The sequence below is a fragment of the Nocardiopsis sp. CA-288880 genome, assembly GCF_050955985.1.
Taxonomy (GTDB): domain Bacteria; phylum Actinomycetota; class Actinomycetes; order Streptosporangiales; family Streptosporangiaceae; genus Nocardiopsis; species Nocardiopsis tropica.
This window is the reverse complement of the sequence record NZ_CP192105.1, coordinates 6,084,963-6,099,306: the sequence shown is the minus strand read 5'-3', so window position 1 is coordinate 6,099,306 and position 14,344 is coordinate 6,084,963. Positions and strand designations below refer to the sequence as shown.

The following is a 14,344-nucleotide window of genomic DNA, read 5'->3' as shown; positions in this document are numbered from 1 at the left end:
CATCACCTGCGAACCAGACCACTGGTGCTCCCCCGGAGGCCCCGGAAGCGTGTGCGACCCCCGCAACTGAGGACACCATGATCCCGTTCACCGACCTCATCCGCCCCCACACCGGTGGCATCAGCCGGGTCCGCCCCGCTGGTAAAAGTTTCGGCTGGAGCACCACAGCCCTTGTCAGCGGCGAAGCGGGGGAGTTCTTCGTCAAAGGGGTCCCGAACCGGCCCGGCGGACGCCTGGACTCCGCCCAACGGGAAGCGACCATCAACCCGTTCGTCCGGGACGTCACCCCGACGATGCGGTGGCAGACAGAGGACGAGCACTGGTTCGTGATGGGCTTCGACGCCATCGAGGGTAGGCCGGCCAACTTCCGGCCGGGCTCACCCGACCTGGGCCGGGTCGTGGAGGCCCTGAACAGGGTGTCGAAGATCCCCCTGCCCGCCGTGGCCCGGGGGTGGGAGGAGACCCGGTGGGACCGGTTCGCCACCGAGGAGGAGAAGGCCCTTCTGCGCGGGGACTCGTTGACCTACACCGACGTCCACGGACACAACTTCCTCCTCACCGAGGGCGGGACGTGGCTCCTGGACTGGGCGTGGCCCACGCACGGGGCGCCGGTCATCATGCCCACGGACCTGGCTGTCCAACTCGTCTCCGCCCACCACTCCCCGGAGTCCGCCGAGGGGTGGGTGGGGCAGTTGGAGGCGTGGAAGGCGTCTTCGCCGGAGAGCGCGCAGGCGTTCGCCCGTGCCGACGTTCGCCTGCACGAGTGGCTGGTCGAGATGCGGCCGGAGGAGGAGTGGTTGAAGGCGATGCTGGTGGCCGCGGAGGCGTGGGCGGAGCACCTGGGCGCGCGATAGGTGCTCTGGGGCCTTCGGTCCTGGTGGTGTGTCCTGGCCCGGGGTAGCCTGAACCCGCTGAACACGAGAACCGCACCCCGTCACCAACACTGACGGGGTGCGGTTCTTCGCGTTCGTGGGGGCTACCGGCCGCGCACAGCCGCCAGCAGCGCGGTCCACTCGGGGGCCGGGGCCTCCAGGTGGCCGAGCGGCCGGTTCTGGGTGTCGCGCACCAGGACCGCGGCCTGATCGCAGCGGGCCTCCACGCACTGGCCGCCGTTCGCGTTGCTGTAGGTGGACTTGTTCCAGTCCTCGGTCATCATGTGATGCTGCCTCGAATCTCTTCCATGCGGGACCGTGACGCGGGTACCGGCAGAGCGGCGCTTCCCAGGTCCGCGAATATCCGCTCGTAGCTTGCCACAACCTCTTGCTGCTTGAGTGACACCCCGGTCTCCTGGCTTTCGATGTACACGAACGGGTGACTGTCCGGTACCTCAATCAGCGTAAAGGACCCGCCCAGACCCGCATGTCCTTCGGTCGCGATCGGCACCACCTGAATCTTGATGCGGGGACGGCGGGACAGGTCGATAAGACGGCTGATTTGGTCCTTCATCACCTGGGGGTCACGGAAGCGGCGCAGAAGCACCACTTCGTCCAGGAGCAACATCAACGCAGGTGGGTGGGCCTGTTCCAGAACTTGTTGACGATGCTGCCTGGCCTTGACGATGTGATCGAAGCTGCTCTGAGGGGCTTCCGGCTTCGCGATCTCGTTGATGGCCCTGACATAGCCCTCGGTTTGGAGCAGTCCATGAACCAGGCCGTGGGAGTAGTCACGGATCTTGACAGCCGTCTGCTCAGCCTCGGCCACTTCGCGAAAGTACGCGGTCATGCCGAAGCCGGAGAACACCGCATCCCACGCGTCCATGAGAACGCCCCGTGCGGTAAGAGCGTGATCCAGACGAACCACTGGTTCCCGACGCGTCCCTTTTTTCCCGAGCTCCAAATCACTGACCGTGCTCTGGGAAACGGTGGCGAGAGCGGCAAGTTCCTGCTGAGAGAGCCCTGCCTGACCTCGGAGTTTCCTGAGCAGCCTTCCAAAGCGAAGCCGTGCAGCTTCTTCGCTCTCCTCCGTTTTCCTCAAAGCATCACTCGCTTACCCAACGGAACCGCTGGTCATAGAACTTTTACCGTCTTGGGCGGTAATCATAGACCGAGAGGCGGTTCAGTTGGCAAGGTTCATGATGAAGGGCCTTCCCGGCTGAGGTGGACGGTAGGCGGGCGACGTCTTATCCACTTCTGCCTGTAGGGAAATAGCGCCCGAAAGGACACAAAAGAGCCCCGGAAGCCGATTCGAGGCGGCCTCCGAGGCAAAAGCCCCACCTGTCACGCAATGACACGAGGTGAGACGATTGCAGCCTATCGCCGCTTCGGCACCGAAGCCAGATCCCGCGTCCGGGCCCGCTGTGCCCTATCCGCACCGGATCGGGTTCAGCGAGCCCCACCGGCACGGCATCCTCCTGGGCCACGAGCGCGGCTGCACCGCCCTGGCCGCCTGGGTACCCACGGTGGTCCCCCGCCGGGCGAGGAAACCGGTCGGTCTGGTGGCCGAAGCGCTCGTGTCCAACGCCCGCAAACACTCCCGTTCCGGGGACCCCGGTGGGACCGTGCGGGTGGTCGTCGACGTCAACCCGTTCCTGGTCGGCGTCGCGGTGACCGACAACGGCCCCCGGGGCGACACCGTCATCCCCTATCCGCGTCTGGGCGATCCCCGGCAGGCCCCGCTGCCGGGTCTGCACCTGGTGGACCACCTGGCCGTGTACTGGGAGTGGGACTGGGCGTGGAAGGGCGCCGGGGCGGGGCCGTTGACGGTGCGCGCGGTGGTCGAGAACCCGTGAGGTGGCATCCCGGGCACGACCGCGAGGAGCGGGACCTGGCCGCCGCGCTGGCCCGCCGCCACGCCCCGTACTGGGTGGTGATGTGGTCCTACTCGCTGCGTATGTGGGTGGCGTTCTACCTCGGTCCGGCCACGGTGGCGCCGCTGCGCTGCGCGGACCCGGACCGGCTCTCCCGGCAGATGCGGCACGTGGTGCGTACGGTCGCCGCCGGCCGCTCTCCCTGAAACCCCCTCCGGGCGGCACCGCTGCGCCCGGGGGTTCCCCGCCCGGTGAAGCACCACCACCGGGCCGCGGGGCCGCCGCCGAAAAGGGGGGCCGGCGGCCCCGTCCCACCCACTCGGGTCCGGTCGTACTTCCCCGGACCGGACCCGACCCCTCCACTCACACCCGACCCACCACCGACACCCGACACCCGACCACAACCCGCACCCGACGACACACGCTGACGGAGAACACCGTGCCCACCGGACCCCTGCCCGACCTGGTCGAGAACGCCGACACCCTGCTCACCCCCGCAGAGGTCGCCCGCCTCTTCCGCGTGGACCCCAAGACCGTCGCCCGCTGGGAAAAGGACGGCCGCCTGGCCTCGGTCAAGACCCTGGGCGGGCACCGCCGCTACCCCCAGACCCAGATCAACACCCTGCTCACCACCCCCGACCCCGGCACCGGCGGCGGAGCCGTCCTGCTGGCCCTGGAAGAGGTCCGCGACCTGGCCACCGCCCACGGCGACCCCACCGCCGCCGCCCGCATCAACGACCTCATCACCACCCTGCGCACCCGGACGAACAAGCCCTGAGAAGGAAGGGAACCAGGGTGAACGCGCCCTCCAGCGACGGGACCCCGCTCCTGCGCCCCTACACCGCGCACGCCGAACACCGCGCCCACACGGCGATGCGCGAGCGGGAACGGGCGGCGGCCGACGCCGCCGCGGGACTGGCGCGCCTGGCCCAGATCGCCGCCCAGCAACAGGTCGCCGCGGCCCAGGCCCGCCTGGACGCCGCCCGCGCACGGGTGGACGCCGCCGACACCGCCTGCCTGGGCGCCGCGATCCGCCACTGGCACCACCGCCGCACCGCGAACACGTGAAAGGCGCATGCCCCGGCACGGGAACTCGCGGCGCAGGGGGAGCGCCCCGCGCACCGGACATCCGACCGAATCCCCGCACGGAGAACCGTGCCGTCTCGCAAAAGCCATCAATTCCGGCATCGCGGATTATTCAGACGGGGGTCGGTGGCCTGATTCGACCCCTCTCGCCCTCTCTTGACCTGCGGGGAAACGGCGATCCGCATATTACCCCGGGGTAGTTCGCGAAAAAGTACGCCACCACCCCACCCCTGCCCCTACTCTGGCCCCACAACTCCATCCACACAATGACCCCGCGACGGTTAAGCGCCGTCCGGGGTCGTGGCCAGCAACCTTCAACCCTTCAAACGCAAGGAAATTGCCAGCATGCGCCAGTTTAGCGCTGCCCTTCTCAGCTATGCGCTGGGGGCGGCCAAGGCCCTCCTCCTCCCCCCGCGCGGACGCCACTCCGCCAGGGCACTCCGCCGCCGACGCCGCTCCACGCGGGTCCGCCGCTACGCCCCGCTCCCGGCCGCCCCGCCGCCGGTCGGCGCGGTCCCCGTCCGGCCCGCCGGTTCCACGCGTCCCGTGCGCCCCGGCCTCCCCGCGCCCCACCCGCCCGCACCGCCCCACCCGCCCGCACCGCCGAGCGGGGCCGCGCCCGCCGGGGAGACCGCCCTCGTCCGCCCCTACTACGCGGCCCACGAACGCGAACTCGCCCTGGTCCAGGCCCGTGCCGACGCCCGCCTGCGGCAGTGGACCCGCACCGGCCCCGCCGCCGGGACGCCCGTCCCGGCGGGCGCTCCGGCACCACTCCCCGCACCCCGCCAGGAGCCCCGCACGCTCGACGGGTTCGCCCGCGCCGCCCACCGGGTTCCGGCCACCCACCGCGTTCGGGCCGCCCATCGCGCCCCCTCCGATGACCGCGTCCCGGCCGCCCGGCGCGAGTACCGGGGGGTGCCCGCGTGAACCCCCCGACGCCCACCGACGCACCGCGCCCCCTCGTCTTCTGGGAGCACCGCCTCTACCCCGGCAGCCTCTCCCGGCTGGCCCGGGTCCGCGCCGACCTCGCCGCCGACCTGGCCGGGTTCGACCCCGACCTGGTCGACACCGTGGTCCTGTGCGCCAGCGAGCTCTTCGCCAACGGCGTCAAGTACACCGACTCGGGCCGGGCGGAGGGCGGCGAGGTCATCCGCTCGCTGTCCCTCACGGCCGCCGACACCCTGCTGTTCTCGGTCAGCGACTCCGGCGGGGGAGGGGGAGTCCCCGCCGTCCCGCACGGGCGCACCGACGACGAGTGGGGCGAGGCGGAGGGCCAGCGCGGGCTCCTGCTCATCGAGAACCTCACCCGCCGCTGGGGACACCTGCGCCTCGCCCCCTGGGCCGACCTGGGCACCCGGGTCTGGGCGGAGTTCGACGTCGAACCCTCCGGGGTGCCGGGCGGCCTGCGCCCCTACGTGTTCACCCGCTGACCCGCCCGGTGCCACCGGCCCCTCCGTTGCCACAGCACCCCCGGCCCCGTCGACGCCTCCGCACCGGCGGGGCCGGGGGACGCCGGGGGCCGGACCGGCGGGATTCCAGGTCTGTGACCTGGCCACTTTTGTGCAGAGCACAACGCGTTGGTGCGTACGGACTGTCGGTAATGAGCTATTTTATTCCTGTTTGTTCGCTTTGTGATGCCGATCGTGTCGCGCGGAAGACGCCGTTTGGTCACGGGGGTGGTGCACGCCACATCCTTCGGGTTACGGTGGCGATTTATTAGGAAACTTTCCTAATAAAAGATGGTGCCCCCAGACCACCAGCCGCACCCCCTGCCCGAAGGAGCCCCGTGGCCACCGAAATCGCGGCCTCCCCGCCACCAGGCGCCGGGGACGCCACATCGGCGCGCACCGACGCCCCCGCCCCGCCGCTGCGGCGGATCTGGAACCACTACGCCGTCGTCAAGGTCCGCAAGGCTCTCGTCGTGGTGTTCGTCGTCGCCAACGTCACCTTCTTCCTCGGGCGCGCGATGCCCGGCGACCCCATCGACGTCATGGCCGGACGCCTCACCCAGAACGGCATGACGATGGAGGAGGCCCGCGCCGTCGCCATGAACTCGCTGGCCTACGACGTCGACGCCCCCCTCTACCAGCAGTGGTGGGACTTCCTCGTCGGCCTGGTCACGTTCGACATGGGCAACACCATCAACCGGCCCGGCGTCAGCGTCATGGACGCCATCGGCGCCTACCTGCCCTGGACCCTGTTCAGCATCGGCGTCGGCACCGTCATCGCGGTGGTCCTGGGCCTCGCGCTCGGCATGGTCATGGCCTACCGGCGCAACCAGTTCCTCGACCACGTGCTCAGCGTCGCCGCCTCGGTCCTGGGGGCCGTGCCCAACTACCTCATCGCCATGGTGCTCGTCGTCGGCGGCGGCATGTACCTGGGCTGGTTCAACCCCATCGAGCTGCGCGGCACCGTCAGCCCCGGCGTGCAGGCCGGGTTCAACCCGGAGTTCGTCGGCGACGCGTTCTTCCACGCCTCGCTGCCGATCCTCACCTACGTGCTCGCCATCATCGGCACCTGGATGCTCGTCATGAAGGCGTCCACCACCGAGGTCCTCAGCGAGGACTACGTCACCGTCGCCCGCGCCCGGGGCCTGCGCGACCGGCGCATCGCCGTCGCCTACGTCGGCCGCAACGCGGTGCTGCCCCTGGTCGCCCAGATCGCCATCTCCTTCGGCACCCTCGTCGGCGGAGCGATCTTCGTCGAACAGGTCCTGGTCTACAAGGGCGTCGGCGGGCTCCTCCTCGACGCGGTCAACTACCGCGACTACCCCCTGCTCCAGGGCCTGCTCATCATCATCACCTCGTGCGTGGTGGTCGCCAACCTCGTCGCGGACATGCTCTACAGCCGCCTCGATCCGCGCATCCGCAACTAGAACCAGGGGGACAGCACCATGGCAGTCACCACCGCCGCCCCCGGAGTCGGGGTCTGGGGCGCGATCTGGCAGGGCATCACCCGCAGCACCAGCGGGTTCGTCGGGCTCTGCCTCGTCCTGAGCGTCCTGCTCTTCTCCTTCGTCGGCCCGCTGCTCATCGAGACCGACAACCCCACGGACGTCACCAAGATCTGGGGCCCGATGACGTCCGAGCACTGGCTCGGCACCAACCACGAGGGCAAGGACACGTTCATCCAGCTCGTGCTGGGCGGACGCGAGCCCATCTGGGTCGGCGTCACCGCCGCGCTCATCACGGTCGCCATCGCCGTCGTCCTGGGCAGCCTCGCCGGCTACCTGCGCGGGCGCGTCGACCACTTCCTGCTCCAGCTCACCGACATCACGATGACCATCCCGTTCATCGTGCTCATGCTGGTCATCGCCTCGTTCTACCGCGCCGCGTCCCCGCTGATGGTCTCGCTCATCATCGGCCTCGTCACCTGGCCCTACCTCATGCGGTCCATCCGCGCCCAGGTGCTCACCCTCAAGGAACGCGAGTTCATCGAGGCCGCCCGCCTCCAGGACCTGGGCACCGCCCGCATCATCTTCGTCGAGGTGCTGCCCAACATGGCGGGCTACATCTTCATCAACTTCATCATCGCCATCACCAACGCCATCTACGCGGTCGTCGGCATGTACCTGCTCGGCCTCCTGCCGAGCACCGCCGCCAACTGGGGGCTGATGATCCAGCAGGCCTGGGACAACAACGCCTTCCTGCTGCCGCAGGCCGCCCCGTTCCTGGTCGCCCCGATGGTGATGATCATGCTCTTCCAGATCGGCCTGGTCACCATGACCCGGTCCCTGGAGCAGGCCCTCAACCCACGACTCCGGGACAGGTGAGCCCAGTGACCGACCACCCCGCCGCCCCGGCCGCCGGGAAGGCCCCGGACGGAGGCCCCGCCGAAGGGGCGCTGCTCTCCGTCCGCGGCGTCGACGTCGGCTACCGGACCGGGCGCCGAACCCGGGTCACCGCCGTCCGCGACGTCTCCTTCGACCTCTACCCCGGCCAGTCCATGGCGCTGGTCGGCGAGTCCGGCTGCGGCAAGACCACCCTCGGCCTCGGCCTGCTCCGCCTGCTCCCGCGCACGGGCGTCGTCTCCTCGGGGGAGATCCTGTTCCGCCGCAAGGACGGCCGGCTCGTCGACGTCCGCACCCTCGCCAGGGAGGACCTGCGCCGCTTCCGCTGGAACGAGGCCGCCATGGTCTTCCAGGGCGCCATGAACGCGTTCAACCCCGTGCTGCGCATCGAGGACCACTTCCTCGACACCTTCCGCGCCCACGAGGGCGGACGGCGCCGCCCCCGCAAGGAGATCCTGGAGCAGTCCGCCGACCTGCTCACGACGGTCCGGCTCGACCCCGCCCGCGTCCTGGGGAGCTTCCCCCACGAGCTGTCCGGCGGCATGCGCCAGCGCGCCCTCATCGCGCTCGCCCTCGCCCTGAAGCCGCAGCTCCTCATCCTCGACGAGCCCACGACCGCGCTGGACATCCTCACCCAGCGCTCCATCGTCGAGCGCCTCGCCGAACTCCGCGACGAACTGCGGTTCGCGATGGTCTTCATCACCCACGACCTGGGCCTGGCCGCCGAACTCGCCGACCGCGTCGGCACCATGTACGCGGGCCGCATGATCGAGACCGGCACCACCCGCGACATCTTCTACCGGGCCCGCCACCCCTACACGTCGGCGCTGATCAACTCCGTGCCGCCCGTCGCGGGCGACCTCACCGTCCCGCAGTCGCTGCCGGGCGGGCCTCCCAGCCTCACCGCGCTGCCGCCGGGCTGCTCCTTCGCCCCGCGCTGCGCGCACGCCGTCGACGCCTGCTCGCACACCCGCCCCGCCCTGGACGTGCTCCGGCCCCGCGCCGAGGGGCTGAGCCACGCCGCGGCCTGCCTGCGTACCCACGAAATCCTCGAGGGGGCCACCCGTGATTGACCGCACCGCACCCGCGCCCCGGCCGGACCGCGCGGACACCGCCGCAGGGGGTCCGGACGGAGGCGGCCCGTCCGCCGAGTCCGCCCCCGGGGCCGCCGCCCTGCGCGAGGCCGCCCCGCCCGTCCTCAGCCTCCAGGGGGTCCACCAGGTCTTCGGCACCCCGCGCGGCGACGTCCCCGCCGTCGCCGGGGTCGACCTGGAGGTCCGCGCCGGCCAGGTGCTGTGCCTGGTCGGCGAGTCCGGCTGCGGCAAGACCACCAGCGCCCGCATGGCCGCGGGACTCGCCGCCCCCACCGCGGGCTCCGTCCTCTTCCGGGGCAGGGACGTCGCCGCGATGGACAAGCACGAGCGCTCCGTGTTCCGCCGCGCCGTCCAGTACATCCACCAGGACCCCTACGCCTCCCTCAACCCGGTGCGCACCGTCTGCTCCACGGTCTCCGCCGGACTGCGCCGCCACAAGATGGTCAAGGACCGCCACGAGGCCCGCCGGGCCGTCACCGAGCTCCTGGAGCGGGTCGACCTCACCCCCGCCGAGGACTACCTCGACAAGTACCCGCACCAGATGTCCGGCGGCCAGCGCCAGCGCGTCGCCGTCGCCCGGGCGCTCGCGATGAACCCCGAGGTGATCATCGCCGACGAGTCCACCTCAATGCTGGACGTGTCGATCCGCGTCAGCCTGCTCAACACCCTGGGGAAGCTGCGGGACGAGCTGGGCGTCAGCTTCCTGTTCATCACCCACGACCTGGCCGTGGCCAAGTACTTCGCGTGGGACGGCGAGATCGCCGTCATGTACCTGGGCAAGGTCGTCGAGCACGGACCCACGCCGCAGGTGGTCAACGACCCCCGGCACCCCTACACCCGCGCCCTCGTCTCCGCCGTGTGCGAGCCGGACCCCGACCTGGCCCGGACCAAGGAGCGGGTCCGGCTGCGCAGCGCCGACATCCCCGACCTCACCGACCTGCCGCCCGGATGCGACTTCCACCCGCGCTGCCCCCTCTACGCGCAGGGCGCCTGCGACACCCTCCGACCGCCGCTGGTGCGCAGCCACGACCGGCTGCTCGCCTGCCACGTGGTCACCGGGGAGTGAGGACGTGCTCCTCCTCGTCGGCCGCTTCGCCCTCCTGGCCGGAGCGTTCCTCACCCTGGCCAGCGCCCTCCTCGCCGTACTGAACCCCCCCGGCTCAGCCGAGTTCGTCATCAGCGTCGTCACCGTCGTGATCGGCCTCGTCGTGCTCTCCCTCGGACTGATCGCCGTCCTACTGGAAAGGAAGAGTCAAGAATGACCTTCACCCCCTCGGACAACCCCCTCATGCGGGACCTGAGCCGGCGCCGCCTGCTCCGCGCGGTCGGGTTCGGCGCGGCCGGAGCGGCGGGCGCGGGCCTGCTCACCTCCTGCGCCGGCGGTGACCGGGCGTCGAGCGGCGCCACGCAGTTCACCGGCGTCTTCGACTACGACCTGGACTCCCAGACGCGCAACGTCCACGTCGAGGACGGGGCGCTGCTGCTCAACTCCGTGTACAAGGACCTGTTCCTGTGCACGGGCGGCATCTACAACTGGCGCACGCACGAGTGGGACTACCTGCTCCTGGAGGGCACGGAGTGGGACGGCGACAACCTGATCGTCACCCTGCGCTCCGGCCTGAGGTGGAGCGACGGCACCGACCTGACCTCCGACGACATGATCCAGAGCTACGCCATGCGCGTCCTGGAGGCCCCGGTGTGGGGCGTCGGCTTCCCGCAGGTCCAGGAGCTGGAGCAGCTGGACGCGGTGAGCGTGCGCCTGGGGTTCGAGGACCCCTTCCCCAACATCGAGCGCAGCATCATCAAGCACCGCATCGTCAGCAAGACCACCTACGCCGACTTCGGCGAGCGCGCCGTGCGGATGGTCGCCGACGGCGTCCGCCAGGGCGACGACGAGCACACGGAGTTCAACGCCGAGTTCATCGAGTTCAACCCCGACGAGATCATCTGCAGCGGCCCGTACCGCTTCGACCCGGAGCAGATGTCCGACGCGCGGATCACCCTGGTCCGCAACGAGGAGGGCTACCAGGGCACGGAGGTGCTGTTCGACGAGGTCGTCATCCACAAGGGGGACAACCGCCAGTCCGCCCTCCTGGTGCAGCAGGGCGAGGTGGACTACTCCACCCTCGCCCCCTCCGCCGCCGACCAGCAGGCGTTCCAGGGGGTGGAGGGCTTCACCTGGATCGAGCACGCGGGCTACGACGGCTGCGGCCTGATGTTCAACTACGCCGCCAAGCCCGAGCTCCAGGACGTGCGGGTGCGCAAGGCCCTCGCGCACATCCTCGACAGCGACACCGTCGGCCAGGTGGCCCGCGGCGAGGGGTACACCCGGGTCGAGCACTACGCGGGGCTGGTGGACCTCCAGGCGGAGGAGATCTTCACCGCCGACGAACTGGCCGGGTTCGAGCGCTACGACCAGGACCTGGACAGGGCCGCCGAACTCCTGGAGGAGGCGGGCTGGACCAGGCGGGACGGCGTCTGGCACACCTCCGAGGGCGAGCCGGCCAGCTACGAGATCATCGGCGTCGCCGGATGGGGCGACTTCGAGCTGACCGCCACGCAGGTGGAGGAGGCCTGGAACGACTTCGGCATCACCACGACCGCCCGAAACGTTCCGCAGGACAACCCCTGGGGCATCTGGGGCGCCGGTGACTTCGAGGTCGCGGTCCGCCACTGGGGCAACCCGGAGATCCCCGACTACTGGGGCGCCTTCCAGATGAACTTCCTGCTGGAGAACTCGGGCACCGAGGAGTCCCCGGGCCAGTCGTTCGACCTCAACGTGGAGAGCCCCTCCCAGGGCGAGGTCGACCTGGCCGAGCTGGTCGAGGTCGCCAAGCAGGCGGAGACCGAGGAGGAGCAGATGGAGGCCCTGAAGACGATGGCCATCGTCTTCAACGAACTCCTGCCGCGCATCCCCATCTGGACGTACAAGTACCTGGCCCCCGCGGTGGAGGGCGTGCGGGTGCAGTCCTTCGACAAGGAGCACCCGGCCGCCAACAACGAGCAGTACCAGGACAACCACGTCATCCTGTCGCTGATCCAGGGCGACCTGGCGCCGGTCGAGGAGTAGCCGGCGGGCCGGTGCGGCCCGCCCGCACCGGCCCGCCTCCGGCCGGTGCGCCGGAGGCGGGCGGGGACGGGTCCGGGCCCGTCCCCGCCCTTCGTGTGTCCGTCCCCCTTTTCCTTGGAATGCTGTCCGTTTATGCACATGTGCGCCTTGGGAAGGTAGTCTCCTGTGCGTCATGAGGACGGATGTGACAAACCGTCCTTTCATGGAGGAAATCGTCGCCGGGCCGGGTTTTCCCTTCCCCCTCCGGCGCGTGGAGACCATGCGGAACCCGCCGCCCCCACCGTTTCCGCACGGCTCCCGTGCGCGCCCCGCACGGGCCCGGGCGGTAGCGGATTCCCAGCTCAGCGTCGGCCCCGGTGGAGACCGGGCCGGTGTTCGGCGAGGAGACGACGAACTGACAGGAGAGCCATGACCCCCGCTCCTCCGCCCCGGGCCCCGGTGTCCGGAGTTCCGGTGGGCGCGTCGGCCGCACACCCCGCGAGACGCGTCCGCGCCGTTGTGGACCAGGATTCGGTCAGCCCTTGTGGCAATTTCCGGTCTTCCTGTTGTGAACGGGAAGGCGCGCGTGCACATGCCGGTGCCGATCCCCCCGCATTCGCGCGTGCGCGAGCGTGTTCCGGCGGCCCCCGCCGGGGCGCCGCCCTCCCCGGGCCGCCCCGGGTCCCGTCCGCCGGGAGGGCATCCCCGCCCCCGCGCGACCAGGGCCGCGCACAGAGCCCCCGCCCTCCCTCCACGCCCTGACTGTCGAAAGGAACCGTTCATGTACAAGGACCTGTACGACCTCGGTGAGCTCCCCCCCGAGGGCCACGTGCCCGCGCGCATGCACGCCTTCACCCTCCGCCGGGAGCGCTACGGCGACCCCTCCGACGCCTTCGCACGGGAGGTCGTCCCCGTGCCCGAGCTCCGGCCCGGGCACGTCCTCGTCTACACGATGGCCGCGGGCATCAACTACAACAACGTCTGGGCGGCCATGGGCCACCCCGTCGACGTCATCTCGATGCGGGAGAAGGCCGGGTCGACGGAGGACTACCACATCGGCGGCTCCGACGGCGCGGGCGTCGTCTGGGCAGTGGGGGAGGGCGTGCGCGGCGTCGAGGTCGGCGACCACGTCATCATCTCCCCCGGCCAGTGGGACGAGAGCTCCGAGGACATCCGGATGGGGCGGGACCCCGTCGCCTCGCAGAGCATGCGGGTGTGGGGCTACGAGAACAACTACGGATCCTTCGGCCAGTTCACGCTCGTGCGCGACATCCAGTGCCACCGCAAGCCCGACCACCTTCCCTGGGACGTCGCGGGCGGCTTCCTCGTGAGCGCGGCCACGGCCTACCGGCAGCTCTTCGGCTGGGAGCCCAACGTGGTCCGCCCCGGGGACCCGGTGCTGATCTGGGGCGGCGCCGGGGGCCTCGGGACCTCGGCCATCCAGCTGGCCCGGCAGGCGGGCGGAAAGCCGGTCGCGGTGGTCTCCACGGAGGCCAAGGCCGAGGTCTGCCGGGAGCTGGGGGCGGTCGGCACGATCCTGCGCACCGAGTTCGACCACTGGGGCAGGACGCCGGACGAGTCGGACACCCAGGCCTACTCCGCGTGGATGCGGGGGGTACGCTCGTTCGGCAAGAAGTTCTGGGAGGAGCTGGGGGAGCGGCGCGCACCCCGCATCGTCTTCGAGCACACCGGGGCCGACACCCTGCCGACGTCGCTCTACCTGTGCGACAGCGCGGGGATGGTGGTGCTCTGCGGCGCAACCTCGGGCTTCCAGGCCGACGTGGACCTCCGCTTCCTCTGGATGCGGCTCAAGCGGCTCCAGGGCTCGCACTTCGCCTCCCCGGCGCAGTGCCGGATGGTGATCGAACTGGTGGCCAACGGCCAGCTCGACCCGTGTGTGACCAAGATCGTGGAGTTCGACGAGATCGGTGAGGCCCATCAGCTCGTGAAGGACAACGCCCAGCCTCCGGGCAACATGTCGGCGCTGGTCAACGCTGTTCAGGGGCAGACCGGACTGGATTCCTAGGGACGGCCGGGCGGGCACTCGCACGAGTTTAAATCGGGCAAAACGCCCAAACTTCACAAAAGTGATCTGGCGTACGATGTGCGGCGTTCTCGCACGTCAGGAGCGTCCGTCCTGCCGCCTTTCCGATGCTTCCCCGATTCGTCTGCCAAGCCGCGAGACCTTTGTTAGTCTGACGAACCGAACGACGGTTCTCGGTGGAAGTACAGGAATTGTGCGGGGCATGCATACTTGTGGCCGGATTGGGCGTCAGCACCCGTCTGGTCCCCGCGCGCACGGGGGTGCTCCGCCCTCGTCCAGGCGTTCCTCCGGTGCAGGGGGCACCCGGCTGCCACGGGTGCGCCCTCTCGGCCTCCGACGCGGCCACCTCCCAGGTCAGGGGCGGTGGTGCGGGGCCGCCGCCGATCCGCCCACCTGATTCGAGGAGACGAGATTGTGGCAGAGGCGCCGTCACCGCGAGACAGCTCCGGCCCCCGCTCCGGCGGGGACGGACCGATGATGTCGACGGAGGACGGGCAAGGAGCCAAACGAGAAGGAAGGTTCCGCAGGGCCATCT

The 14,344-nt window shown here is 70.3% G+C and carries 15 protein-coding genes and 1 pseudogene; 14 read left to right on the top strand and 2 right to left on the bottom strand.

Annotation, left to right across the window (positions count from 1 at the left end):
- The first annotated feature begins 77 nt into the window (after nucleotides 1-77).
- Entirely contained in the window at nucleotides 78-854 is a 777-nt protein-coding gene (locus ACQPYD_RS26280) for a protein kinase (RefSeq protein ID WP_433698155.1), read from the top strand.
- 122 nt (nucleotides 855-976) lie between these two features.
- Here ACQPYD_RS26280 and ACQPYD_RS26275 read toward each other — a convergent pair whose 3' ends face one another.
- Entirely contained in the window at nucleotides 977-1,156 is a 180-nt protein-coding gene (locus ACQPYD_RS26275) for a DUF397 domain-containing protein (RefSeq protein ID WP_433698154.1), read from the bottom strand.
- Nucleotides 1,153-1,974, bottom strand: coding sequence for a helix-turn-helix domain-containing protein (locus ACQPYD_RS26270; RefSeq protein ID WP_433698153.1), 822 nt, complete (start codon nucleotides 1,972-1,974; stop codon nucleotides 1,153-1,155). The genes ACQPYD_RS26275 and ACQPYD_RS26270 overlap by 4 nt, the downstream gene beginning before the upstream one ends.
- A 322-nt stretch (nucleotides 1,975-2,296) precedes the next feature.
- On the opposite strand from ACQPYD_RS26270, the gene ACQPYD_RS26265 reads away from it, so the two are divergent.
- The 13 genes and pseudogenes from ACQPYD_RS26265 (at nucleotide 2,297) to ccrA (ending at nucleotide 13,791) form a co-directional block, all read left to right on the top strand.
- The gene (locus ACQPYD_RS26265; protein ID WP_433698152.1) at nucleotides 2,297-2,728 is read left to right on the top strand and encodes an ATP-binding protein; all 432 of its coding nucleotides are present in this window, start codon (nucleotides 2,297-2,299) and stop codon (nucleotides 2,726-2,728) included.
- Nucleotides 2,725-2,952 (top strand): hypothetical protein, encoded by a 228-nt coding sequence (locus ACQPYD_RS26260; RefSeq protein WP_433698151.1) that lies wholly within the window; start codon nucleotides 2,725-2,727, stop codon nucleotides 2,950-2,952. The genes ACQPYD_RS26265 and ACQPYD_RS26260 overlap by 4 nt, the downstream gene beginning before the upstream one ends.
- 248 nt (nucleotides 2,953-3,200) lie before the next feature.
- Nucleotides 3,201-3,374: pseudogene (locus tag ACQPYD_RS26255) on the top strand (BldC family transcriptional regulator); the annotation flags it as partial.
- Between the two features lie 167 nt (nucleotides 3,375-3,541).
- The gene (locus tag ACQPYD_RS26250) at nucleotides 3,542-3,814 is read left to right on the top strand and encodes a hypothetical protein (protein ID WP_433698150.1); all 273 of its coding nucleotides are present in this window, start codon (nucleotides 3,542-3,544) and stop codon (nucleotides 3,812-3,814) included.
- Between the two features lie 363 nt (nucleotides 3,815-4,177).
- Nucleotides 4,178-4,759 carry a hypothetical protein gene (locus ACQPYD_RS26245; protein ID WP_433698149.1) on the top strand — a complete coding sequence of 194 codons (582 nt, stop codon included), beginning with the start codon at nucleotides 4,178-4,180 and terminating at the stop codon, nucleotides 4,757-4,759.
- The gene (locus ACQPYD_RS26240) at nucleotides 4,756-5,262 is read left to right on the top strand and encodes an ATP-binding protein (protein ID WP_433698148.1); all 507 of its coding nucleotides are present in this window, start codon (nucleotides 4,756-4,758) and stop codon (nucleotides 5,260-5,262) included. Before ACQPYD_RS26245 ends, ACQPYD_RS26240 begins: the two co-directional genes overlap by 4 nt.
- A 356-nt stretch (nucleotides 5,263-5,618) precedes the next feature.
- Nucleotides 5,619-6,707, top strand: coding sequence for an ABC transporter permease (locus tag ACQPYD_RS26235; RefSeq protein WP_433698147.1), 1,089 nt, complete (start codon nucleotides 5,619-5,621; stop codon nucleotides 6,705-6,707).
- Nucleotides 6,708-6,725: 18 nt separating this feature from the next.
- Complete coding sequence (locus ACQPYD_RS26230; protein ID WP_433698146.1) at nucleotides 6,726-7,604, top strand: ABC transporter permease; 879 nt, start codon at nucleotides 6,726-6,728, stop codon at nucleotides 7,602-7,604.
- Between the two features lie 5 nt (nucleotides 7,605-7,609).
- Nucleotides 7,610-8,695, top strand: coding sequence for an ABC transporter ATP-binding protein (locus ACQPYD_RS26225; RefSeq protein WP_433698145.1), 1,086 nt, complete (start codon nucleotides 7,610-7,612; stop codon nucleotides 8,693-8,695).
- Nucleotides 8,688-9,782 (top strand): ABC transporter ATP-binding protein, encoded by a 1,095-nt coding sequence (locus tag ACQPYD_RS26220; RefSeq protein ID WP_433698144.1) that lies wholly within the window; start codon nucleotides 8,688-8,690, stop codon nucleotides 9,780-9,782. Before ACQPYD_RS26225 ends, ACQPYD_RS26220 begins: the two co-directional genes overlap by 8 nt.
- Nucleotides 9,783-9,786: 4 nt before the next feature.
- The gene (locus ACQPYD_RS26215; protein ID WP_344183895.1) at nucleotides 9,787-9,978 is read left to right on the top strand and encodes a hypothetical protein; all 192 of its coding nucleotides are present in this window, start codon (nucleotides 9,787-9,789) and stop codon (nucleotides 9,976-9,978) included.
- Nucleotides 9,975-11,786 (top strand): ABC transporter substrate-binding protein, encoded by a 1,812-nt coding sequence (locus ACQPYD_RS26210; protein WP_433698143.1) that lies wholly within the window; start codon nucleotides 9,975-9,977, stop codon nucleotides 11,784-11,786. The genes ACQPYD_RS26215 and ACQPYD_RS26210 overlap by 4 nt, the downstream gene beginning before the upstream one ends.
- A 760-nt stretch (nucleotides 11,787-12,546) precedes the next feature.
- Nucleotides 12,547-13,791 carry a crotonyl-CoA carboxylase/reductase gene (gene ccrA / locus ACQPYD_RS26205; protein WP_433698142.1) on the top strand — a complete coding sequence of 415 codons (1,245 nt, stop codon included), beginning with the start codon at nucleotides 12,547-12,549 and terminating at the stop codon, nucleotides 13,789-13,791.
- Nucleotides 13,792-14,344 lie beyond the last annotated feature (553 nt).